Raw genomic sequence first — 21,270 nt, forward strand, 5'->3', positions numbered from 1 at the left:
CCCCACCTTCCGCCCCCCTGAATGCTCGTATAGGGTGCGCCGCCTTTCCGTCTCCCAACACTTCGAGGAGCTTGAAGAAAATGCCGAGGACTTCCCAGGAGCAGACCCAGGAACGCCACGCCTATCTGCTCGACCTCTTCCGCAACCAGCCGAACATCAGCACCAAAGAGGCGCTGGAGTCGTTCAAGGCGAAGTTCGGAGCAGCCATCAACCTGAAGACCTTCAACCAGCTGCGCGAGCAGGCCGAGGAGGAGGCCGAGGCCGCGGAGGAGACCGCCGCGCCCGCGCCGGTGGCCGAGGAGCCGGAGGTCGCTCCGGAGCCCCCCGCCGATGACGCCGCCGCCAGCCTCAAGGCCGCCGCCTCTCCGGAGGCGCTCAACGGCGCCGCCGCCGCTCCGGCGAAGAAGCCGAAGGCGAAGGGCACCGGCTCGAAGCACATCTTCGTGGACGCGCCGAAGGAGCACCTCACCTTCCTGGAGGGCATCGTCGCGCAGCTCCAGGAGGCCGGTGCCGCCAACGTCCGCATCGACCACTCCACGGACCGGTGGACGGTGCTGGTGGTGGACGCGAAGTAGCCTTCACGCACGCGGGCCCGTGCGCTCCCCCATGAGGGCGGGAGCCACGGGCCCGGGTGTCCCGGCCCGCACGTCGCGCATGGGGGCCGGGGTTTCACGCTGTCAGCGCGCCACGGCCGGCGCCGGCGTCCCCACCTCCATGGCGGACGCGCCCAGGCCGGTGAGCACGCGCCCCTGGATGCGCAGGTTCATCACGTCCTCCTCGGTGACGAACTCCGTGTAGAAGACGGCCACGCGTCCGCCCAGGGCGGAGACGAGGGCGGGCTCGGACTCGGGCTCGGGCTGGTGCGCGGCGATGACGCGGCCGCCCGAATCCCTCACGGTGCCGTTGGTGCGCACGCGCGCGCCGTAGATGTCCGAGCGGAACACCAGCGCCGGGAAGGACGACACGTCGGTGAGCTGCCGCCACGCGAGCCAGAAGTCCGTCCCGTCGAAGGTGGCGGTGATGTCGGCGCGGAGGCTGCCGCCTCCGGTAGCGACGGTGATGGGCGCGGCATCGAGGACGTTTCCACCCGCGCTCACGCGGACGGCGAGCGCGGCCGGGCCCGGAGCGGGGAAGCTGCCCTCGAACTCGCTCGTCCACGCCACCAGCGTGTTGGTTCCATCGAACGCGAGCCCGGGTGGCGCGCTGAAGGCCGGCCCCTCGGCGAAGAGGCGCGCCGGGATGTCCAGCACGGTGCCGTCCGCGTCCACGCGCGAGCCGCGGATGCTGCGCTCCGTCTCGCCGGGCACGGAGATGAAATCGATGTGCACCCAGGCGACGAGGTAGCGCAGGCCGCCGGTGGCCACGACGGAGGGGAAACGCTGGGTGAAGTCCGCGCCGGAGATGGCGAAGCCGCCGGCGTCCAGCACGGTGCCGCCGGAGCTCACCCGCGTGCCGACGATGTCCGAGACATTGCCGAAGTAGGAGCCGCGCTCGTCCGTCCAGACGACGAGGAAGTCGTCCGTGTTGGAGGCAATCGCGGGCTGGTACTGGTCATCCGGCAGCTCGGCGATGGCCAGACTGGCCGCATCCAGCAGCACGCCCGAGCCGCTCACCCGCGCGCCTCGGATGTCGATGCCGGTGCCTCCGCCGAACTCGTCGCCCTCCTCCCAGACAATCATCCAGATGTCGCCGTCCCACGCCACCGCGGGCGCGCGCGCGTCCGGGCCCGCCGGCAGCGTGAAGGGCACGTCGAGCACGCGGCCGTCGGGGCGCACCCGAGTCACCAGGAGCCGTGACACGCCGGCGCGGATTTCGCGCCACACGGTGAGGTAGACGCCTCCGCCCTCCGCGGAGGCGGCCTGGTCCTGGGCGAACGCGGAGCGGGTGAAGAGCTTCGCCGGAGAGTCCTTCACCGTCTTGTCGTGCTGCACGCGCGTGCCGAGGATGTGGTGCGGGCCGAAGAGCGGCGTGCCGGACTCCGCGCCCGCGTAGGCGACGAAGAACTGGTGGTCCCCCACCGCGATGCCCGGCTGGAGCTCCTCCTCCTGGTCGCCGGAGGAGATGGTGAAGCCCGCGACGTCCCAGACGCTGCCGTCGTCCCCCACGCGGGCGCCGCGCACACGGTGAGGCCCCAGGCGCGTGTCGTCCCAGACGACGAGCGACTTGCTGCCGCTGGGCGCCGCGCGCGGCAGCGTCTGGTCGCCGGGGCCGGTGGAGATGGGGAAGCCCTCGGGCCCGTACACCGTCAACTCCCTGCGGACCCGGGCGCCGTAGATGTCCTCGGTGCCGCTCCGGTCGTCCTGCCACACGAGGAGGAAGCGGTCCCCCGTCCACGTCAGGTCGGGCCGGGTCTGCGCGCCGGGCAGCGTGATGATGGGCACACCGCCGGTCGGGTCCAGCACGGTGCCGTCCTTCTTCACGCGGGCGCCGTAGAGGTCCTCCGCGCCCTCGCCTCCCCGCTCGTCCTGCCAGACGACGGCGAATTGCTTGCCGTCCCAGGCCGCCGTGGGCCGGCCCGCGATGCCGGGCAGTGCGGAGAGGGTCTCACCCGCGCGGACGTCGCCATCGGACTCCACGCGCTTGAAGACGATGATGTCCTCCTCGTCACCGGAGAGCACGTAGGCCACGAGGCACACCCCCTTCGTGCACGCGAGGCCCGGTGGGCCGAACACCTCGTCGGAGGCGGCGATGATGAAGTGGCGCTTCACGTCGCCGTCCGACTCCACGTGGGCGCCGAAGACGCCGCTGCCGCTCACCCAGACGACGACGAACTGCTTGCCGTCCCAGGCCACGCGGGGCTCACCGCCCTCCAGCCCGGTGCCGAGGTTGAGGGGGATGCCGCCCGGGTCGAGCAGCTTTCCGTCGGGCTTCACGCGGGAGCCGAAGACGCGGCCCTCGCGCTCGTCCTCCCAGGCCACGAAGTACTGCTTCCCGTCGAAGGCCACGCCCACTCCGGGACGGGCGGTGGGCTGCTTCCTCAGGACGGGCTTGTTCAGGTCGAAGGCGCTGGAGACACCCGAGCTCTTCTCCGCGGCCTCCCGGGAGTCATCGGGCTTCTCGTGTGGCGCGAGCGGCAGCGCGTCCTCCGTCATGGGCTCGGGGACTGTCGCCTCCCTCGCGCGGGTCTCGTCCCCTGGTGCCGGCTCGCAGGCGAACAGCAGCGCCCCAAGCAACACGCCTCCCCACCGCGAGAACCGCGCGGCCCTCCACCCTGATTGACGCATGCGCCTTCCCCTCCGGCCGACTGCGCCAAGGTCAGGCGAGCGGAGGCCGACGACAATCCCCCCCCGAGGGTGGGCGTGGTTCCTGCCGTGTGGGCGTATGCCTCGACGAAGGTCCACTGGCGCGTTGTCCGAGGACACGTGCATCGACCAGAGGAGCGGCGGAAGGGATGGCGCGCGGTACTGCGCCTGTGGGCACCCGGCGATGCGCCTCTCGGACAGCGGTGCGTCCGAGAAAGACCAATGCCTGGCGAAAGGGATGGCACGCGGCACTTCGCCTATGGATGAGTTCGGTTCGTGATGCGTACGTCCCTTGTCGCCATCGTGCTGCTCCTTGTCTCTGGCTGCGCGCACTCCGGTGCCACGCGCCCCGATGCCGTGTCCGGAGAGGAGGTCCTTCCGGGGGGCTGGTCCTCGCCGCTGTATCGCGACCATCCGCTCGCCGGACGCATCTGGGATGTGAAGGGCGGCCGCTTCGTGGACGAGGCGGAGTTGCTGAGAGCCCTCGGCACGGCGCGCTTCGTCGTGCTCGGCGAGCGGCATGACCAGGCGGACCACCACCGGCTCCAGGCGAAGCTGGTGCAGTCACTGGTGAGCAGCGGCAAGAAGCCGGTGCTGGCCTTCGAGATGCTGGACGTGTCGCAGCAGCCCGCGGTGGATGCGTCGCTCTCCCGTGCGCCGAAGGACGCGGATGCGCTCGCGCTCGCGGTGGACTGGGTTCACAGCGGCTGGCCGGACTGGACGCTCTACCGTCCCGTGTTCGCGGCGGGGCTGGAGGCGGGCCTGCCCGTGGTGGCCGCCAACCTTCCGCGCTCGCAGGTGCGGGACCTCGTGAAGCGGGGACCGGAGGCATTGTCTCCCGAGCTGCGAACGCGGCTGGAACTGGACGCGCCGCTGCCCGAGGACGTCGCGCGAGTCATGCGCGAGGAGCAGGACCAGGCGCACTGCGGCCAGCTCCCCGCGGATATGCTCGGGCCCATGGTGCAGGCCCAGCGCGCCCGGGATGCGCACCTCGCGGACCGGCTGCTCACGGCGGACATGGGTGCTGGCGGCATCCTCATCACCGGCAACGGGCATGCCCGAACGGACCGGGGCGTGCCCTCGCACCTCGCGCACCGTGCACCCGGGAAGCAGGTCGTCTCCGTGGGCCTGCTGGAGGTGTCACCCGAGTCGCCCGAGCCGAAGGACTACGCGGCGTCGTTCACCACGAGCGCCCTGCCCTTCGACTACGTGTGGTTCACCCCGGCGGCGCCGCAGGAAGACATGTGCGCGCCCCTCCGGCAGCGTTCGCGCTGAGCCGGAAACGGACGGCATGGCGCACGCCGCTCTGGAAGCGCGCTTCTGACGGCACCTCACCCGCGCAGCACCTTCAGCGCGCGCTCGAAGTCCTCGGGCATGGGGGCCTCCACGCGCACCGTGCGGCCGGTAGCGGGGCTCGGCAGCTCCAGGCGGAAGGAGTGCAGGGCCTGCCGTCCCAGGGCGCTCGCGGCGGGATGCGAGCGCGCCGCCTCGGTGCCGTAGAGCGAGTCCCCGAGCACGGGGAAGCCGGCCTCGGAGAGCTGCACGCGAATCTGATGCGTGCGGCCCGTGTCGAGGTCCACCTCCAGCAGCGCGGCGCCGGGGAAGCGCTCCCGCACCTCGAACGAGAGCGCGGCCCGGCGCGCGGACGGCACGCGAGTGGTGAAGCGGCGCGGGTCCTTCGGGTCCCTCGCGTAGGGACCTTCGAGCCGGCCCTGCTCGGGAGGATTGCCGAGCACGAGCGTCCAGTAGCGCTTGTCGACCTGCTTCTCCTGGAACGCGCGCAGCATCGCCGCGGCGGCCGCGTCCGTGCGCGCGAAAGAAAGACAGCCGCTCGTCTCGCGGTCCAGCCGGTGCACCACGCCGGGCTGGGCCAGTCCCTCCACGTCGAAGGGAGGCCGCTGCGCGGCGAGCAGCCCCACCACGGACTGCATGCGCCCCTCCGGCTCCACGACGAGCCCGGCGGGCTTGTCCACGATGACCAGGGCCGCGTCGTCATGGAGCACCGGCAGCAGCGGCCCCTGGGTGGACGCGGCGGGCGCGGCGCGAGGCTCCGGCCGTTCGATTTCGATTTCCTCTCCGCCCCACAGCTTGCGCGTGGGCTGGCACTTCTTGCCTCGGATGCGCACCGCGCCCGAGTCGATGAGCGCCCGTGCCCGCTCCGGCGTGAAGCCCGGCACGTGCTTCGAGAGGAAGCGGTCGAGCCGCTCACCGGCGGCCTCACGGGGGACCTGGACCTTCTGCTGCGCCATGCCCCTCCCGTCCCCCAACGCGAGCGGCGAGTCAATGTCCACGCGCTGTCTCCGCCCCCGGACGTCCGGCGAGGTACGGTGCGAGTCCATGAAGTACCCCTTCGTCTTCGCGACGACCGCTGTGCTGTTGACGTTCCTGGCCGTCCAGCTCGGAGGTCTGGCGTGGCTTCTCCTCTGGCCCGCTGTGAGCTTCGCAACCGTCGCGCTCGCCTACTCGGGCGTGGGGCCGCGCGTGTATGGGAAGCAGCTGGATGGACGGATGCATCCGGCGGCGATGCTCGTGCTCCTGCCGTGGCTGCTCCTGACGTGGGGTACCTGGAACCTCGCGAGGAAGTTCTCCCGCGAACCGGCCCACGCGGAGGTGGTGCCCGGCTTCTTCGTCGGACGCCGCCTCTTGTCCGGCGAATTGCCGCCCGGCATCGCCACCGTGCTGGACCTGACGTCCGAGTTCATCGAGCCGCCCGGAATCCGCACGGCATGCCGCTATGTGTCCCTGCCCGTGCTGGATGCCTCGACGCTGCCGGTGGAGCGCGTGGTGCCCGTGCTGCGTGAGTTGGCCACGCTGCCCGGGCCCCTCTACGTCCACTGCGCCCAGGGCCACGGCCGCACGGGAATGATGGCCGCGGCGCTCCTCGTCGCTCGGGGGCAGGCCGGAGATGCGCGCTCGGCGATGGCCCTCATCCAGCGCGTGCGTCCCGGCGTGCGCCTCTCACCGGTCCAGGAGCGCGCGCTCGAGGAACTGGCCGCCGCGCTGCGGCCCGTCACACGCCACTGACGGCTACTCGCCGCGCATCGCCACCAGCGGGTCCACGCGCGTGGCCCGCCGCGCCGGCAGCCACGTGGCTACCAGCGTCACCGCCGCCACCACCAGCGACAGACTGCCGAAGGTGAGCGGGTCCGTGGCGCTCACGCCGTAGAGCTGGCTCGCCATGCCGCGCGTGGCCGCCCACGCACCCGCGAGCCCCAGCCCCACGCCCGCCAGCGCCATGCGCATGCCGCTTCCCACCACCAGCCACAGCACATCACCGGGCCGCGCGCCCAGCGCCATGCGGATGCCAATCTCCTGCGTCCGCTGCCGCGCCATGTACGCGATGACTCCGGACAGGCCCACGCCGGCCAGGAGCAGCGCCAGCGCCGCGAACAGCGCCACCAGCGTGGACAGGAAGCGCGGGCGCGCCATCGCGGAGGCAACCACCTCCTCCATCGTCCGCACCTGCGAGATGGGCAGGTTCGAGTCCAGCGCGGCCACCGCCTCGCGCACCCCGGCCACCAGTCGCGTCGGGTCTCCCTCCGTGCGGGCGGTGAACTGGATGAAGTGGAACGTGCCCTGGAGCGCCGGGACGTAGACCTCCGGCCGAGTCTCCTCCAGCGCGCCGCCCTGCCGCACGTCGCCCACCACGCCGACGACGGTCGACCACTGCGCATCGGGGTTGGAGCCCAGGCGGATGCGCTGTCCCAGCGCCTCCTGTCCCGGCCAGTACTGGCGCGCGGTGGCCTCGTTGACGAGGACCACCTGCTGCGAGTCCGCGCGGTCCGCGAAGGTGACGTCCCGGCCGCGCTTCAGCGGAATGCCCAGGGTGCGGAAGTAGCCGGGGGTGACGACCTGGAAGCCCACGGAGCGCTCCTCGCCGGGCGCGGGGCGTGGCTGCCCCTCGAGGTCCATGGTCCGCCAGATGTTGTTGCCGCCGAAGGGCAGGTCCGCCACCGCTCCCACGCTCTTCACGCCGGGCAGCGCCTCCACGCGCTCCTGGAGCCGCTGGAAGAGGGCTGCCTGCCGGGCCTCGTCCGGGTACTCCGCGGCGGGCAGCGACACGCGCCAGGTGAGCACGCCCTCGGAGCGGAACCCAAGCTCCACGGACTGCATGCTCCACAGGCTGCGCAGGAGCAGCCCGGCGCTGATGAGCAACACCACCGCCAGGGCCACCTCGCCCACCACCAGTGCGCCGCGCGAGCGATGGCCCGCGCCGGAGAAGCGCCCGCCTCCTCCCTGCCGGAGCACGCCATTCAGGTCCGGCCGGGACGCCTGCATCGCCGGGACGAGCCCGAAGAGGACGCCAGTGGCCAGCGAGGTGAGCAGCGTGAAGGCAAGGACGCGGACATCCAGCCCCACCGCGCCGAGCCGGGGCAACTCCGGAGGCACCAGCGCGCGCAGCGCATCCATGCCCCACAACGCCAGCAACAACCCGAGCGCGCCCGCAGCCAGCGCCAGCAAGACGCTCTCCGTGAGGAGCTGCCGCACGAGCTGGCTCCGCCGGGCGCCCAGCGCCAGCCGCACCGTCAGCTCCTGCCGCCGCGCGGACGCCCTCGCGAGGAAGAGGTTGGCGACGTTGGCGCACGCAATCACCAGCACGAGACCCACCGCCGCCAGCAGCACCCACAGCGCCGTGCGCACGTTGCCCACGAACTGCTCGCGCAGCGGCACGAGGGTGATGCCGATTTTCGTATTCGCCTCCGGATACTGCTCCGCGAGCCGCGCGGCGATGGTGTCCATCTCCCGCGCCGCGCGCTCCCGCGTCACGCCCGGCTTCAGTCGCCCCACCACGCGCAGGTAGTTGCCTTCGCGCCACGCGCTCGTGTCCTGCGCCGTGTCCGGGCCGAGCTGCGGGATGTCGCGGTGGATGGCGGGCACGAAGAGCTGCGGAGGCTCGGTGGCCGACGCGTTGGTGGGGACGATGGTCGGCCACTCGAAGTGCTCCGGCATGACGCCCACGACTTCGTAGCTCGTGTCGTTGAGGCGCAACATGCGGCCGAGGACGCGAGGGTCTCCGCCGAAGTGCCGCTTCCACAGCGCGTGGCTGATGACCACCGTGTTCGGAGCACCCGCCCCTTCCGTCGGGAGGAGGGTGGTGCCCAGCGCCGCCGGAGTGCCGAGCACCTGGAAGAAGTTGGTGGACACGCTGGCGCCGCGGACGACCTCGGGAGTGCCTTCCCCCGAGAGGTTGAACGGGACGTGCGAGAAGGCGGCGAGCCCCTCGAAGGACTCACTCTGCGCGCGCCAGTCGAGGAAGTTCGCGGGCGCCACCGTCTGCCGGGCCTGGTTCGGGCTCAGGCTCCACACCATCACCAGCCGGTCCGGCTCCCGGTAGGGCAGCGGCGAGAAGAGCACCGCGTTCGCGACGCTGAAGATGGCGGTGTTGGCGGCGATGCCCAGTGCCAGCGTGAACAACGCCACGGCGGTGAAGCCAGGATGCCTGGCGAGCATCCTCAGCGCGAGGCGAAGCTCCTGGACGAAATCCCGCATGCGAACTCCGGAGGTGGGGGGCGGGGGTGGGATAGCAATGACCGAGCCACCCCTTTTCAACATGCCAACCCCTCGGGAATCCACGGGAGCGACTCCACCCCATGTCCACCCCTGGGAAGCGGCTTCCCATTCCCGGACATGCGAAGGCTCGCACCTTGCAGTCCGGCCGGGGCATGACCGCCCTGAGCCGCCTCGCTGCCCTGTTCGTCTGCCTGTCCCTGCCCGCCCTCGCCGACCCGTGGGAGACGCTCGCACCCGGGGTGGAGCTGGCGGAGTTCGATGCCCACCTGAAATCCACCGTGGGCGACTCGCGCGTCACCGTGGTGCGCGTGGACGTGGCGCGCCGGCCGGTGCGGCTGCTGAGCGCGAAGGTGGAAGACCCCGCGAATGAGCCGACGGCGGAGCAGTGGGCGGCGCGGCATGGGCTCGTCGCTGTCACCAACGCGGGCATGTTCCACCCGGGCGGCCAACCGGTGGGACTCGCGCGGACAGAGGGACGCGAGCTCAATGCCTCGCGCCGGAAGGACTACCGCACGTTCCTGGTGCTGCACCCTCGGGAGAAGGGCCTGCCCGCGGTGCAGCTCCTCGACGCGGCGTGTGACGACGTGGAGTCGCTGCTGCCTCGTTACGGCACGGTGCTCCAGTCGCTGCGCATGGTGGACTGCAAGGGGCGCAACACGTGGAAGTCCCAGCCGCGCGAGTGGAGCACCGCGGCGCTCGGCATCGACGCACAGGGCCGGCTCCTGCTGCTCCATGCGCGCTCGCCGTACCGCACGCATGACTTCATCGAGGTGGTCCGGCGCCTGCCCCTGGGCCTGAAGCGGATGATGTACCTGGAGGGCGGACCCGAGGCCTCGCTGCACGTCGCCGCGCCGGGGCGCACCGTGCGTCGGGTGGGCAGCTACGAGACGGGCTTCAACGAGAACGACGACAATGAGCACTACTGGGCACTGCCCAACGTGCTCGGAGTGGTGGCGCCCGCCGCGCCCGCGCGGCCCTGACGCTTGGAGGCGGTGTCACACGGCTTTGCACTTCGTAATGCCGTGTGACACCGCGCCCGGTGTCTCCCGAGGAGCGGAGCTGGCATGCCGGATTGCAATGGGACGCCGCATCCACAGGAGGCATCCCACCCATGAAGTTCCGCATCCCCGTCGTCGCGGCCCTCGCGGCCCTGCTCACCGCACCACTGGCCCTGGCGCAGCCGAAGTCCCCTCCCCCGGAGCAGGACCTGGACCTTGGCGACTACGAGGCCGGCCAGCCGGTGCTCGCCTACAACCTCGCGGTGGTGCCGCTGCACACGCGCAAGGGCCCGCCGTACGACGACTACACGGTGCTGGAGGAAGCGCAGGCGGCGAAGAAGGTCACCATCCGCGAGCTGGACAGCGACGGGACGGTGGGGGCGCTGCGGGTGCACAACCAGGACGCGCGGCCGCTGTACCTCGTGGGCGGCGAGCTGCTCCTGGGCGGCAAGCAGGACCGCATGGTGGGCAACGACGTGGTGGTGGACGCGGGCGAGCGCCAGCGCGTGCAGGTGTTCTGCGTGGAGCAGGGACGGTGGGAGGGCCAGAGCCTCGCCTTCCAGCCGGGGCTCGCGGTGGCGCACCCGGACCTGCGCCGCGCGGCCTTCTTCTCCGAGCAGGGCGCCGTCTGGGGCGAGGTGGCCCGCAAGTCCCAGGTGTCGGGCGTGTCCAGCCCGACGGGCACGTACCGGCGCGTGTTCCAGGACGCAGCGCTGCGCCAGCGCATCGGCAAGTACCTGGACGAAATCCAGGCGCAGCTCCCGCGTGACGAGCGGCTGGCGGGACTGGCGGTGGCCATCAACGGGGACCTGGAGGTGGTGGACGTCTTCGACAGCCCGAAGCTCTACTCGAAGCTGGAGCGCAAGCTGCTGGCCTCGTACGTGCTGGCCGCGCTGGAGAAGCAGCCGGGCCGCGCCAGTGAAGAGGAGGCCGGCCGCACGAAGGCCAAGGCCCTGAAGAAGGAGCACATCGACGAGTTCGTGGGCGGCACCGGGACGGGCAAGAAGGACGGAGTGGAGAAGAAGATGTTCCGCACCAAGGGCAAGCCGGTGCACGGGACGTTCTTCGGCAAGAAGAAGTAGGCGCTCGCGTCCGAGGCCTTCGAGGTGCCAGCACGGGGACGGCGCCTTTTCCGCTACAATGCGTTTCGTGGCGAGACTGGTGGCGATGTTCGGACCCTGCAGGGGGGTGGCGCGCGAGCTGGACGCGCCGCTGGTGGTGGGCCGTGCCTCCGAGGGCGGCCTCCAGCTCCTCGACGAGAAGGTCAGCCGCGAGCACTGTGTCTTCTCCCCGGACGGCGCCGGACACACGCTGAAGGACCTGGGCTCGCGCAACGGGACCTGGCTCAACGGGCAGCGCCTGCCCGCCCAGCAGGCCACGGTGCTGCGCCCCGGAGACCACGTCTCCGTGGGCGAGAGCGTGCTCGTCTACGAGCCGTCCTTCGATGCCCTGCGCGCCCGCGACGGCGAGTCCACGCTGGTGCTCACCCGGACCCGCGTGGAGCGTGCTCGAGGCAGCGGTGCTCCCGGCCCCGATGCGCTCGCCCGCGCCGGGGAGCTGGCCCTGCGCGCGGCCACCACGCCTTCTCCGGACGCCGCCGTGGGGCTCGTCTTCGAGGCCCTGGAGTCCGCGCTCCAGCCGTCCGCGCTCGTGCTGCTGCGCCTCGGTCCGCAGGGGCCACGGCCACGGCACACGCGTCCCCACGGCGCACACCTCACGGTGAGCCGCGAGCTGGTGGACACCGCGCTGCGCACGGGCCGCGCCCAGGTCATGCCCGAGCCGCAGGCCCGCGCCGAGCACGACGCGCACACCACCCGCGTGCGCCGCTCGGACGCGCACGTCCTCTGCGCGCCGCTCTACTCCGCGGGCCAGCCGGCCGGCGCGCTGTGCATCCTCCGTGAGCAGCCCTTCCAGGACGAGGAGCTGTCCCTCGCCGGAGCCCTCGCGCTGGCGGTGGGCCCGTCGCTCTGTCCGCCCGAGCCCCGGCCCGCGCCCGGCTTCCAGCCTCCCGTCGCGGAGAGCGCCAGCATGCGCGAGGCGATGCGCATGGCCGCCGCCGCGGCTGAGGTGCAGTCCACCGTCCTCATCACCGGCGAGAGCGGCACGGGCAAGGAGGAGGTGGCGCGCGCTCTCCACGCCCTGGGTCCTCGCGCGAAGGGCCCCTTCATCGCGGTGAACTGCGGCGCCATCCCCGCCGAGCTGGCGGAGAGCGAGCTGTTCGGCCACGAGAAGGGCGCCTTCACTGGCGCGCAGTCCACGCGTGAGGGAGTCTTCGAGCAGGCCGATGGAGGCACCCTCTTCCTGGATGAAGCCGGAGACCTGCCCGCGCCGCTCCAGGTGAAGCTGCTGCGCGTCCTGCAGGACCGCATCGTCCACCGCGTGGGGGGGAGGAACGGCGTGCCGGTGGACGTGCGGGTGGTGGCGGCCACGCACCGGGATTTGAAGGAGGCCGTACGCACGGGCAGCTTCCGCGAGGACCTGTACTGGCGCCTCAACGTGGTGCGCATCCATCTGGCCCCGCTGCGCGAGCGCCCCGAGGACGTGCTGCCCCTGGCGGAGCGCTTCCTCGCGAAGCTCGGCTCGCAGCTCGGCCGGCGCGCGGCGGGCTTCACTTCCGAGGCGAGCAGGGCCCTGCGCGCCTGTCCCTGGCCGGGCAATGTGCGGCAGCTCGCCAATGCGATTGAGCGGGCGCTCGTGCTCAAGGGGCCGGGAGACCGCGTGGGCGTCGACGACCTGCCGCCGGAGGTCATGTCCCCCGAGCGTCCCGAACAGCCCGGTGGAAACCCGGCCCCTGCCACGAGTGCCCAGGCCCCCCTGGCGGAGGTCCTCCGCGTCGTGGAGCGGGAGCACATCATCCTCGCGCTCAAGCGGGCACGCGGGGTGAAGAGCGCGGCGGCGGAGGCGCTCGGCATCTCGCGGCCGACGTTGGACCGGAAGCTCGAAGAGTACGGAATCGACATCTACGCATGAACTTCCTCTGCCCCGCCTGCCGCACTCCATTGCCGGGCGCCCGTGCGGCGCTGGTGGTGTCCTGCACCGCGTGCGGAGTGCAGGTGGACCTGGCCCGCGTGGAGACGGCCCCCGGTACCGCACGCTTCTCGCCGGAGGTGGACCTCACGGGCGAGACGCTCGGCGGCTTCCGGCTGGTGGGCCGGCTGGGCGCGGGCGGCATGGGCACGGTGTACGCGGCCGAAGGCTACACGGGCCCGTGCGCGGTGAAGGTGCTGTCGACGCTGGTGGCCGCGGACCCCGCCGTGCGCGTGCGCTTCCGCCGTGAGGCAGAAGCCCTGCGGCAGGTGCAGCACCCCGCCGTGGTGCGCGTGCTGTCGGACGGCGAGGAGCGGGGCTTCTGCTGGTACGCCATGGAGCGCGTGGACGGCCCGGACCTGCGCGCGAAGCTGACGAAGGATGGGCCCCTTCCCTGGCCCGAGGTGGAGGGGCTCGCGCGGAGGATGCTGGACGCACTGGGCGCCGCGCACGAGAAGGGTTTCATCCATCGGGACGTGAAGCCGGGGAACATCCTGCTCGCAGCGGATGGCGCGAAGCTGTGCGACTTCGGCATCGCGCGGCTGGACGGTGCGACGACGCTGACGGAGTCCGCCGCGCTCATCGGCTCGCTGCGCTACATGGCGCCCGAGCAGCAGCGCCTGGGCCGCGCGGTGGCGCAGTCGGACCTCTTCTCGCTGGGGCTGGTGTTGTACGAGTCGCTCGCGGGCGGCTTCCCCGGAGAGAAGCCGCTGCCTCCGGGAGTACCGTCGCGACTGCGCCGGCTGCTGTCACGGCTGCTCGCGGAGCGCATCGACGAGCGGCCCGACAGCGCGGCGTCCGCGAGCAGACTGCTGGAGCGGCGCGTCCCCGTGGGCGCGCTGGCCGTGGGCACCTCGGCGGTGCTGGCCCTCGCCGCGTTCCTGTTGCTGGGCCCGGCTTCCTCCGCGCGGCAGGATGGACGGAACGCAGTGGCCGCGACGAAGGAAGAGCCCGCACCGGCGACGGCGCCCCAGCAGGAGAGCCCGCCCCTGCCCGACAGCGCGCCTCAGCCGCAGGTCCTGGAACTCCCACGCGCGACGGTGAAGCAGACGTCACCGGCCTCGGGCACGGAGACGCTTCCCTCCTCGCCCCCGGCGCAGAGCCTTCTCAAGTCATCCCCGCGCGGCAAGACCAGCCCCGCGCAGCCCATCCTCGACGTCGGCACCAAGGCGGAGAAGTCCTCCGCGCCGCCTCGCAAGGGCACGCGGATGAAGGAATCGAAGCCCAAGGAGTAGCCGGCAGCCCTGTGCGCACGGTCGTGCCTCCCCGTGGGGCTACGACTTCCGGACGACACGAGCGGAGGATGCCGCGCAGCCCCGCTCCGGCACCAGGCAGGAGGCGCGAGCAGGCAACGCCCGTCACGACGACGGTGTCCACACTCCATCAGGAAGGGTCGGCGAGCCCCACCCTGCCGTCCGTGAATGGAGGTGCTGCATGGCCCGGGCGTTCGACATCACCACCACGTCGCCCACGCTGAAGCTGGGTGGCAACCGGAAGGGCGAGGTGGCCTTCACCGTCACCAACTCACTCAACAAGCCCGTCCGGGGCAGGGCCGTCATCATCCCCGAGGGCAACACGCCCCCCGGGTGGCTCACCCTCAACGACGAGGCCGAGCGGGACTTCCCACCCAACGGCACGCACGTCTTCCAGGTCCAGGTGAATGTCCCGCCCACGCAGGCCGCGGGCGACCATTCCTTCCACCTGCTCGTCGCGGACCAGTCCAACCCCGACGAGTACTTCGCCGAGAGCTCCCCGGTGGCCTTCAAGGTGCCGGCCCCGATGGTGGCTCCACGCAAGAAGATTCCCTGGTGGGTTCCCGTGACGGGCGCGGCGGCCGTGCTCATCATCGTGCTGGTCGGCGTCCTGCTGAGCCGGCACGGAGAGCCGGAGCCGGAGCCGGGCACGGGCGGCTCCGGCGGAGTACCCCAAGCCGAGCCTCCACCTCCCGCTCCGGTGCTGACGTTCAATGGCACCACGTCCTACGTGGACCTCGGGCAGCCCCTGTCGCTGGAAATCACCGGCCCCCTCACCCTGGAAGCGTGGGTCCGCCCCGTGAACTCCGGCAACCAACAGGGAATCATCACCCGGGGCTATGTCTTTGACCCGGCCGGGGCCATCTACATGCGCATCGCCTTCGGCAGCTACCAGGTGGGCTCGTACATGCAGGGAAAGCCTTATGGCGGCACCTCCGCGAGCGTGCCTCTGCAGGACTTGAATCAATGGGTCCACATCGCCGGCACCTACGACGGCGAGAAGTGGAGGCTCTACCGCAACGGCGAATTGCTGGCCGAGGCGCCCATTGCGCAGGGCGGCGGCTTCCCCCTCGGCACGCGCTGGGCCATCGGCTCCAGGGGTGGGGGCGGAGATCAGACCTTCAACGGCAGCATCCGCGACGTGCGCATCTGGAGCGTCGCCCGCACCCAGGACCAGGTCAAAGACGACATGAAGAACCCTCCCGCCAAGGACACGGAGGGACTGAATGGCTACTGGCCGCTGGACGAGGGACGCGGCAGCCGCGTCCTGGACCACAGCGGCAACGAAGCCCACGGCTTCGTCCACGACGCGCCGTGGACGCCACGGCCGTGACGCCCTTCAAGCCCGCTGCACCTGGGCCAGGGACATGCGGCGCTTGGGCTTGCGGCGGATGAAGCGGCTCGCGTCGCCGCGCCGGTAGCAGGTGATGAGCCGCTCCTCGTCGCTCAGCAGCACAATCCATCCCCGAGCCTGCCTCGCCAGGGCGGAGCTCCGCCACGAGATGGGCAGGTCGCGCTCCAGCACCGTGACATGGGTCAGCCCGGAGGCGCGGGCACGGGCGCCGAACTCGAGGATGAAGTCGAGGACGTCGTCTCGAAGCTGGCGGCGTGAGCGGCGCTCGACGAAGTGGCGGGTCAGGGAGAATGCACGGGGTGGGACCGGACAGCTCAATGGCGGGACCTCCTTCGCGGGTCCTCCCTCTACACACGGCGTTCCAACCGGCCGCGCTCCGGATTCCGGGGACTTGGCCCGCCCCCTGACATCGGCCCGAGCGACAATCCGTCAATTTCCGGGCGAGCGCGTGACAGCGCGACGCCGCGGCCCGCGACCGGGTTGACGCTCCCGGCGGGCCATGCGAGAGCCGCCGCCATTGCCCATGCCCTCCCCTTCCGAGCTCATCCACGAGGAGACCCGGCGCTACGTGCGCGGGTACCGGTCCGCGTCGCTGTGCGCGGGCGTCACCCTGCGCGGTGAGCACCACGTGCACGCCGTCCGGGCCAGAGGCGCCCCGCCGTCCCCCAATGCCATCTACGCGCTGGGAGAGCTCACGCAGGTCTTCACCGGCGCGCTGCTCGCGCTGCTCGTGGACAAGGGCGACCTGCGGCTGGACACGCCGCTGTCGGAGCTCATCCCCCGCCCGCTGCTGCCCGACGAGGCCGCGGGCCGCATCACCGTGGAGCAGCTCGCCACGCACACCTCCGGCATGCCGCACCTGCCGCCCAATCTGGAGACGCCGGAGCAGAAGCCGGAGGACCCCTTCGGCCACTACTCCGCGGGCCTCTTCGGGGACTTCCTCCGGAGCTATCACCCCGTGAGTCCTCCGCCGCGTCCGCATGCCGAGTCCCTCCTCGGAATGGGCGTGCTCGGCCACGCGCTGTCGCGGCGCGCGGGGCTCAACTACGCGCATGCGTTGAGAGACCTGATGTTCAAGCCCCTGGGCCTCGTGGACACCACGGCGCGGCTCGCGGACGAACAACAGCCACGCCTCCTCTCCGGCCACACCGCGCGTGGCAAGCCGCTGCCCGCGTGGACCTTCCCAGCGCTGCCCGGCGCGGGCGCGCTCCACTCCACCGCGCCGGACCTGCTGCGCTTCCTCGATGCACATATGGGGCGCGGCGATGCCACGCTCGTGCGCGCCTTCAAGCTGGCGCAGACGCCTCGCGTGGATGCGGGGCCCGCGCGTTTGGCGCTGGGCTGGACGGTGTCCACCGTGCGCGGGCTGGACGTGGTGTGGCGCTCGTCCGTGATGGGCGGCTACACGGGCTTCCTCGGCTTCGCGCCAGCAGCGGACGCGGGCGTCGTCCTGCTCTCGGACCATGGTTGGTCCCTCTTCGCGGCGCTGCGCGGCCGTGTTCCCCTGGAGACCCCGGGGCTCGCGCTCCTCACCCGGGTGAGTCACGCATGAAAATCTGGGTCGATGCCGATGCCTGTCCCGGGCCCGTCCGGGACATCCTGCTGCGCGCCTCACAGCGACTGAAGGTCCCCATCGTCTTCGTGGCCAACCGCGCCCTCTCCCTGCCGCGCTCGGAGCTCGTGTCCACGGTGCAGGTGGGCGCGGGCCTGGACGTGGCGGACCGGCACATCGCCGCCTCGGCACAGAAGGGGGACCTGGCCGTCACGCAGGACATTCCCCTGGCCGCGCTGCTGGTGCCCCGGGGCGTGGTGGCGCTGGACCCGCGCGGCGAGCTGTTCACCGAGGAGAACATCTCCGAGCGCCTGTCCGTGCGGAACTTCATGCAGGAGCTGCGCGAGAGCGGCGTCATGACGGGCGGCCCGAGCGGCTTCTCCGCGCAGGACCGCCAGCAGTTCGCCGCCGCCCTGGACCGCGAGCTGACACGCCTGCTCCGCAAGCCGCCAGTGTAGGGCGCGAAACGCACGCGGCCGCGGAATGCGCGTTCGCCCCTGGCCGCTCCGCCCGGCATGCGCTACCTGAAGGCCCATGCCTACCCTTGCTCTCGTCCGACACGGTCAGTCCCTCTGGAACCATGAGAACCGCTTCACCGGCTTCGTGGACGTGCCCCTCACCGAGCAGGGCCGCGGCGAAGCCCGGCTCGCGGCCAAGGCCCTCCAGGGGATGAAGTTCGACGTCGCCTACACGTCCGCGCTCACCCGCGCGCAGGAGACGCTCGCCATCATTTTGGAGGCGCTCGGCCAGCGCATCCCCGTCATCCGCGACGCCGCCCTCAACGAGCGCCACTACGGAGACCTCCAGGGCCTCAACAAGGCGGACGCGGCGAAGGAGTTCGGCGAGCAGCAGGTGAAGCTGTGGCGCCGCTCCTACGACGTGCCCCCGCCCAACGGCGAGTCGCTGGCCATGACGGCGAAGCGCGTGCTGCCCTTCTACGACCGCGCCATCGCGGGCGATTTGCGCCAGGGCAAGCACGTCCTGGTGGTGGCGCACGGCAACTCCAACCGCTCGCTGGTGATGAAGCTGGACGGGCTCACGGGCGAGCAGGTGGTGGGCCTGGAGCTCGCCACCGGCGTGCCGCTCGTGTACGAAATCGGCGCCAACGGCGAGGTGCTGTCCAAGCGCCTGCCCGTGCCCTGAGCCCCCGCGGGAACGCCGCTCCCTCCTTGCGGGTCCAACGAGAGGACACTCCGGGCGCACGTGCCGCCCGGCCGGAGGGGAGCCCATGAGACGCGGTCGGCTGTGGATGGGAATCGGAGTCGCGGTGCTCGCGGCGGTGGGACTGGCACGGGCCTTCGGCGGGAGCTCGCCGGCAGCCGCCCCCACCGTCCCGCCCACGCGGGAGAGCCCCGCGGTGAGCGCGGAGCCACTGCGCGCGCACGTGCGCATGCTCTCGGAGACCTTCCACCCTCGCGACTCCAGGCACCCCGAGAACCTGGACCGCGCCGCGGACTACATCGCGGACCACCTCTCACGAGCGGGCGGCACGGTGGAGCGCCACTCCTTCTCCTTCGCCGCGAGCGGCCCCGCCTTCAGCAACGTCAGCGCCCGCTTCGGGCCGGAAGACGGCGAGCGAATCATCGTCGGCGCGCACTATGACGCCGTCCTCGGCACGCCGGGCGCGGACGACAACGCGAGCGGCGTCGCCGCGCTGCTGGAGTTGGCGGTGCTGCTGGGCAAGCACCCGCCGCACCTGCGCGTGGACCTGGTGGCCTACACGCTCGAGGAGCCGCCCTACTTCGGCACCGCGCAGATGGGCAGCGCCCTCCACGCGCGCTCCCTGAAGCAGGACGGCGTGAAGGTGCGCGCCATGCTCGCGCTGGAGATGCTGGGCTTCTACAGCGACGCGCCGGGCAGCCAGGACTACCCGCTTCCCGCGCTCGACCTGCGCTACCCGGACACGGGCCACTTCATCGGCGTGGTGGGCCTCCCGGGGGACGGAGGCCTCACCGACACGGTGGCCGGGGCGATGCGCGCGGGCAGCCCGCTGCCGGTGGAGAGCCTCACCGCACCCGCCGCGCTGCCGGGGGTGGCCCTCTCGGACCACGCCAGCTTCTGGGAGCAGGGCTACCGCGCCGTCATGGTGACGGATACGGCCTTCTTCCGGAACGCGCGCTACCACACCGCGGACGATACGTGGGACTCGCTTGACTATGTGCGTATGGCCCGTGCCGTCCAGGCGGTGTATGCCGCCGTCAGGACGCTGGCCTCGAGCCCGCCCTCCGGGGATTGAATGAAGGGGGACCGGGCGCGTCGGTAGTGTCGAGTACACGAAAGGACGCACACCCCATGAAGGCCCTCGCCCTCGCCCTGACCATCCTCACCGCCTCGTCCGCCTTCGCCGCCAACGAGCCCCAGCAGGCCGCCGAGCTGAAGCGCTCCCCGCCCCCGGGACGCCCCATGCCGCAGCCGCCTCCGCCGCAGCCGCCTCCGCCCTCGCGCCACCTGGCCGTGGTGGACCGCGAGGAGATGAACGCCCGCATGGCCCGCCTGGAGCGGCTGCTGGAGGACGTGGAGGACCGCCTGGATGGCCGCGGTGATGGCCGCGGTGACGCGCGCAACAAGCTGCGCCGCGCGCAGGAGACGCTGGACTCGCTGCAGCAGTTCCTCGCCGAGGCCCCGCCGCTGGGCGCCGTGCAGCCCCTCCCCTCGCCGGCCCCGCAGCCGCCGCCCCCGCCGCCGCCCGCGCCGGTGGTGCGCCCCATGCCGGACGGCCCCTTCAAGCGCATGAACGACGCCGTGGCCAGGGAGAGCTTCGCGGAGGACAAGATGCGCGTCCTCAAGATGGCCGCCGGTGACAACTACTTCCTCATCTCCCAGGTGGGGCAGCTGATGGAGCACTTCCAGTTCTCGCAGGACAAGCTCACCGTGGTGCGCGAGCTGAAGCCCCGCATCCTCGACCCGGAGAACGGCTACACGCTCTACAGCGCCTTCTCCTTCTCCAGCGACAAGAAGCGCCTCCAGGAAATCCTCGCGCAGCGTTGACGGGCCGGACGACGCGAGCGCCACTGGGGCACCGCGGGCGCCTTGGGATTCTTCCCGGGGCGCCCGTGGTCTTTTCAGCGCCCAGCGCTCACGCCCACTGGATGCGGTAGGTGCAGGCGCCGCCGTCCTTGTGGAGGATGTCCACGCGGCCGTCCTTCGCGCCCGCGACGCGCAGGGCCTGAATCATGATGCCGCCGAAGTAGCGGGGCACGCCGCTCGTCTCATTGATGACCATCTCGAAGGTGTTGGGGCTGCCCTCCACCGGCTTCAGCTTCGTCTCCAGGTAGTTCGTCGCGGAGCGGAAGTTGTGCGTCGTGCGCTCCAGCATCCGCTTGGGCCCGAGCATCCGCACCGTGGCCATGACGGCCTTGCCCATCATCGTCTTCTCGTAGCCCGTCACCAGCGACTCGCCCACGTGCTCCAGGGCCTCGTCGAGCGGCACGCCGGGATAGGCTTCCTCGGCCGCGATTCGCACCCAGCGGTGGTACTGCTCCTCGGGATAGGCCGGCGCGAAGGCCCGCCCCAGGTCCAGCCCCGCCGCCTTCAGCCGCTCCTTCGCGGTGGGGGTCAGCTTGTCCGCCAGGGCCTGCACGAAGAGGCCCTCGACGGTGTGTGCGAATACGACCTTCTGCTCTTCAACCATGATGGAGACTCGGGGAACGCAGCGTCACTGAAGCAGTGTGGCTGCAATATAATGTTGCGCTCGTAAATTTCCACCGAGGCAGGGGGGTTCAGCCCCGGGTGAGGGCGTCCCATACGGCCTGTGCTTCCGGTGCGTCGGCGGTGCCGTGGACGGCGGCCACCACGCGCCCCTGCGAGTCCAACGCGAAGGCGTACGGAGTGTGGCTGGAGTCCAGGCCCAGCGCCTTCGCCATGGCGCCGTTCTTGTCCAGCCAGGTGTCGCCCCAGAACTCGCGGGGCACCTTCTCCCGCGCCTTGCCGCGCACGGTGCCGGTGCTCACGAAGAAGGGCAGCTTGAAGGTGAGGATGGACGCGCGGTGGACGGACTTCGGCACGCGCGTGTCCGCGGCGTCGAACCACTGCCTCATCGCGTCGCCGCCGTCCTTGTCGGTGATGACCACGAGCAGCGTCGTCCGCCCCTTCAGCTCGTGGCTCTGGTGGGGCGCGTCGAGCAGGTCCTTCGTGGAGAAGTCCGGCAGCGTCTCACCGGGCCGGGGCATGGCGCCCACGGCGGTGGCGACGAGCAGCGCGCCCACCAGCACCCCGCGCCGCAGCACACGCGCCGCCCTCGTGACTCCCTCTCGTCGTGCCATGCGCGCCCCCCTCGTGCGAGGTCCACACGGGTAGAGGTGGCCATCCTCCGGCCGTGACTCCAGGGGAGCGG

At 71.6% G+C, this 21,270-nt stretch carries 19 protein-coding genes; 13 read left to right on the plus strand and 6 right to left on the minus strand.

Going from position 1 to position 21,270, the window contains the following annotated elements; genetic code table 11:
• Positions 1–80 precede the first annotated feature (80 nt).
• On the plus strand, positions 81–575 hold the full coding sequence (locus ACVTJA_RS38960) for a hypothetical protein (RefSeq protein WP_465827943.1): 495 nt from the start codon (positions 81–83) through the stop codon (positions 573–575).
• 102 nt (positions 576–677) lie between these two features.
• On the opposite strand, the gene ACVTJA_RS38965 is transcribed toward ACVTJA_RS38960, so the two are convergent.
• Positions 678–3,224 carry a hypothetical protein gene (locus tag ACVTJA_RS38965; RefSeq protein ID WP_465827945.1) on the minus strand — a complete coding sequence of 849 codons (2,547 nt, stop codon included), beginning with the start codon at positions 3,222–3,224 and terminating at the stop codon, positions 678–680.
• Between the two features lie 297 nt (positions 3,225–3,521).
• Between ACVTJA_RS38965 and ACVTJA_RS38970 the strand changes: the two genes are divergently transcribed.
• Positions 3,522–4,517, plus strand: a complete 996-nt coding sequence (locus ACVTJA_RS38970; RefSeq protein WP_465827947.1) for a ChaN family lipoprotein — start codon at positions 3,522–3,524, stop codon at positions 4,515–4,517.
• A 56-nt stretch (positions 4,518–4,573) separates the two neighbouring features.
• On the opposite strand, the gene ACVTJA_RS38975 is transcribed toward ACVTJA_RS38970, so the two are convergent.
• Positions 4,574–5,491 carry an RluA family pseudouridine synthase gene (locus ACVTJA_RS38975; protein WP_465840628.1) on the minus strand — a complete coding sequence of 306 codons (918 nt, stop codon included), beginning with the start codon at positions 5,489–5,491 and terminating at the stop codon, positions 4,574–4,576.
• A gap of 88 nt (positions 5,492–5,579) precedes the next feature.
• Here ACVTJA_RS38975 and ACVTJA_RS38980 point away from each other — a divergent pair, with 88 nt between their 5' ends.
• Complete coding sequence (locus ACVTJA_RS38980) at positions 5,580–6,266, plus strand: phosphatase domain-containing protein (RefSeq protein WP_465827948.1); 687 nt, start codon at positions 5,580–5,582, stop codon at positions 6,264–6,266.
• Positions 6,267–6,269: 3 nt separating this feature from the next.
• Here ACVTJA_RS38980 and ACVTJA_RS38985 read toward each other — a convergent pair whose 3' ends face one another.
• Entirely contained in the window at positions 6,270–8,732 is a 2,463-nt protein-coding gene (locus ACVTJA_RS38985) for an ABC transporter permease (RefSeq protein WP_465827951.1), read from the minus strand.
• Positions 8,733–8,833: 101 nt separating this feature from the next.
• Between ACVTJA_RS38985 and ACVTJA_RS38990 the strand changes: the two genes are divergently transcribed.
• The 5 genes from ACVTJA_RS38990 (at position 8,834) to ACVTJA_RS39010 (ending at position 15,364) form a co-directional block, all read left to right on the plus strand.
• On the plus strand, positions 8,834–9,733 hold the full coding sequence (locus ACVTJA_RS38990; protein ID WP_465827954.1) for a phosphodiester glycosidase family protein: 900 nt from the start codon (positions 8,834–8,836) through the stop codon (positions 9,731–9,733).
• A 131-nt stretch (positions 9,734–9,864) separates the two neighbouring features.
• Positions 9,865–10,833 carry an ARPP-1 family domain-containing protein gene (locus tag ACVTJA_RS38995; RefSeq protein ID WP_465827957.1) on the plus strand — a complete coding sequence of 323 codons (969 nt, stop codon included), beginning with the start codon at positions 9,865–9,867 and terminating at the stop codon, positions 10,831–10,833.
• A gap of 85 nt (positions 10,834–10,918) precedes the next feature.
• Positions 10,919–12,721: a sigma 54-interacting transcriptional regulator gene (locus tag ACVTJA_RS39000; RefSeq protein WP_465827959.1), complete on the plus strand. Its 1,803-nt coding sequence runs from the start codon at positions 10,919–10,921 to the stop codon at positions 12,719–12,721.
• Positions 12,718–14,013 carry a serine/threonine-protein kinase gene (locus ACVTJA_RS39005; RefSeq protein WP_465827963.1) on the plus strand — a complete coding sequence of 432 codons (1,296 nt, stop codon included), beginning with the start codon at positions 12,718–12,720 and terminating at the stop codon, positions 14,011–14,013. Before ACVTJA_RS39000 ends, ACVTJA_RS39005 begins: the two co-directional genes overlap by 4 nt.
• Before the next feature lie 199 nt (positions 14,014–14,212).
• Positions 14,213–15,364 (plus strand): LamG-like jellyroll fold domain-containing protein, encoded by a 1,152-nt coding sequence (locus ACVTJA_RS39010; RefSeq protein ID WP_465827965.1) that lies wholly within the window; start codon positions 14,213–14,215, stop codon positions 15,362–15,364.
• A 6-nt stretch (positions 15,365–15,370) separates the two neighbouring features.
• Here ACVTJA_RS39010 and ACVTJA_RS39015 read toward each other — a convergent pair whose 3' ends face one another.
• Complete coding sequence (locus ACVTJA_RS39015) at positions 15,371–15,703, minus strand: hypothetical protein (RefSeq protein ID WP_465827967.1); 333 nt, start codon at positions 15,701–15,703, stop codon at positions 15,371–15,373.
• 205 nt (positions 15,704–15,908) lie between these two features.
• On the opposite strand from ACVTJA_RS39015, the gene ACVTJA_RS39020 reads away from it, so the two are divergent.
• The 5 genes from ACVTJA_RS39020 (at position 15,909) to ACVTJA_RS39040 (ending at position 19,925) form a co-directional block, all read left to right on the plus strand.
• Positions 15,909–16,937 carry a serine hydrolase domain-containing protein gene (locus tag ACVTJA_RS39020; protein WP_465827969.1) on the plus strand — a complete coding sequence of 343 codons (1,029 nt, stop codon included), beginning with the start codon at positions 15,909–15,911 and terminating at the stop codon, positions 16,935–16,937.
• Entirely contained in the window at positions 16,934–17,395 is a 462-nt protein-coding gene (locus ACVTJA_RS39025) for a YaiI/YqxD family protein (RefSeq protein ID WP_465827972.1), read from the plus strand. The genes ACVTJA_RS39020 and ACVTJA_RS39025 overlap by 4 nt, the downstream gene beginning before the upstream one ends.
• 76 nt (positions 17,396–17,471) lie before the next feature.
• Positions 17,472–18,080, plus strand: coding sequence for a 2,3-bisphosphoglycerate-dependent phosphoglycerate mutase (locus ACVTJA_RS39030; RefSeq protein WP_465827975.1), 609 nt, complete (start codon positions 17,472–17,474; stop codon positions 18,078–18,080).
• An 85-nt stretch (positions 18,081–18,165) separates the two neighbouring features.
• Positions 18,166–19,173, plus strand: coding sequence for a M28 family peptidase (locus ACVTJA_RS39035; protein ID WP_465827977.1), 1,008 nt, complete (start codon positions 18,166–18,168; stop codon positions 19,171–19,173).
• A gap of 56 nt (positions 19,174–19,229) precedes the next feature.
• Positions 19,230–19,925 (plus strand): DUF4476 domain-containing protein, encoded by a 696-nt coding sequence (locus ACVTJA_RS39040; RefSeq protein ID WP_465827978.1) that lies wholly within the window; start codon positions 19,230–19,232, stop codon positions 19,923–19,925.
• 88 nt (positions 19,926–20,013) lie between these two features.
• Here ACVTJA_RS39040 and ACVTJA_RS39045 read toward each other — a convergent pair whose 3' ends face one another.
• Entirely contained in the window at positions 20,014–20,568 is a 555-nt protein-coding gene (locus ACVTJA_RS39045) for a DUF2378 family protein (RefSeq protein WP_465827979.1), read from the minus strand.
• An 88-nt stretch (positions 20,569–20,656) separates the two neighbouring features.
• Positions 20,657–21,199, minus strand: coding sequence for a hypothetical protein (locus tag ACVTJA_RS39050; protein WP_465827980.1), 543 nt, complete (start codon positions 21,197–21,199; stop codon positions 20,657–20,659).
• Positions 21,200–21,270 lie beyond the last annotated feature (71 nt).

This window comes from Pyxidicoccus sp. M6, assembly GCF_055568925.1.

Bases quoted from the DNA above. Each gene is read 5' to 3' on its own strand.
- ACVTJA_RS39035 (WP_465827977.1), top strand. From the start codon at position 18,166: ATGAGACGCGGTCGGCTGTGGATGGGAATCGGAGTCGCGGTGCTCGCG.
- ACVTJA_RS38965 (WP_465827945.1), bottom strand. From the start codon at position 3,224: ATGCGTCAATCAGGGTGGAGGGCCGCGCGGTTCTCGCGGTGGGGAGGC.
- ACVTJA_RS38995 (WP_465827957.1), top strand. From the start codon at position 9,865: ATGAAGTTCCGCATCCCCGTCGTCGCGGCCCTCGCGGCCCTGCTCACC.
- ACVTJA_RS39045 (WP_465827979.1), bottom strand. From the start codon at position 20,568: ATGGTTGAAGAGCAGAAGGTCGTATTCGCACACACCGTCGAGGGCCTC.
- ACVTJA_RS38975 (WP_465840628.1), bottom strand. From the start codon at position 5,491: ATGGCGCAGCAGAAGGTCCAGGTCCCCCGTGAGGCCGCCGGTGAGCGG.
- ACVTJA_RS39020 (WP_465827969.1), top strand. From the start codon at position 15,909: ATGCCCTCCCCTTCCGAGCTCATCCACGAGGAGACCCGGCGCTACGTG.
- ACVTJA_RS39025 (WP_465827972.1), top strand. From the start codon at position 16,934: ATGAAAATCTGGGTCGATGCCGATGCCTGTCCCGGGCCCGTCCGGGAC.
- ACVTJA_RS39005 (WP_465827963.1), top strand. From the start codon at position 12,718: ATGAACTTCCTCTGCCCCGCCTGCCGCACTCCATTGCCGGGCGCCCGT.
- ACVTJA_RS39010 (WP_465827965.1), top strand. From the start codon at position 14,213: ATGGCCCGGGCGTTCGACATCACCACCACGTCGCCCACGCTGAAGCTG.
- ACVTJA_RS39030 (WP_465827975.1), top strand. From the start codon at position 17,472: ATGCCTACCCTTGCTCTCGTCCGACACGGTCAGTCCCTCTGGAACCAT.
- ACVTJA_RS38990 (WP_465827954.1), top strand. From the start codon at position 8,834: ATGTCCACCCCTGGGAAGCGGCTTCCCATTCCCGGACATGCGAAGGCT.
- ACVTJA_RS38980 (WP_465827948.1), top strand. From the start codon at position 5,580: ATGAAGTACCCCTTCGTCTTCGCGACGACCGCTGTGCTGTTGACGTTC.
- ACVTJA_RS38960 (WP_465827943.1), top strand. From the start codon at position 81: ATGCCGAGGACTTCCCAGGAGCAGACCCAGGAACGCCACGCCTATCTG.
- ACVTJA_RS39040 (WP_465827978.1), top strand. From the start codon at position 19,230: ATGAAGGCCCTCGCCCTCGCCCTGACCATCCTCACCGCCTCGTCCGCC.
- ACVTJA_RS38970 (WP_465827947.1), top strand. From the start codon at position 3,522: ATGCGTACGTCCCTTGTCGCCATCGTGCTGCTCCTTGTCTCTGGCTGC.
- ACVTJA_RS38985 (WP_465827951.1), bottom strand. From the start codon at position 8,732: ATGCGGGATTTCGTCCAGGAGCTTCGCCTCGCGCTGAGGATGCTCGCC.
- ACVTJA_RS39050 (WP_465827980.1), bottom strand. From the start codon at position 21,199: ATGGCACGACGAGAGGGAGTCACGAGGGCGGCGCGTGTGCTGCGGCGC.
- ACVTJA_RS39000 (WP_465827959.1), top strand. From the start codon at position 10,919: ATGTTCGGACCCTGCAGGGGGGTGGCGCGCGAGCTGGACGCGCCGCTG.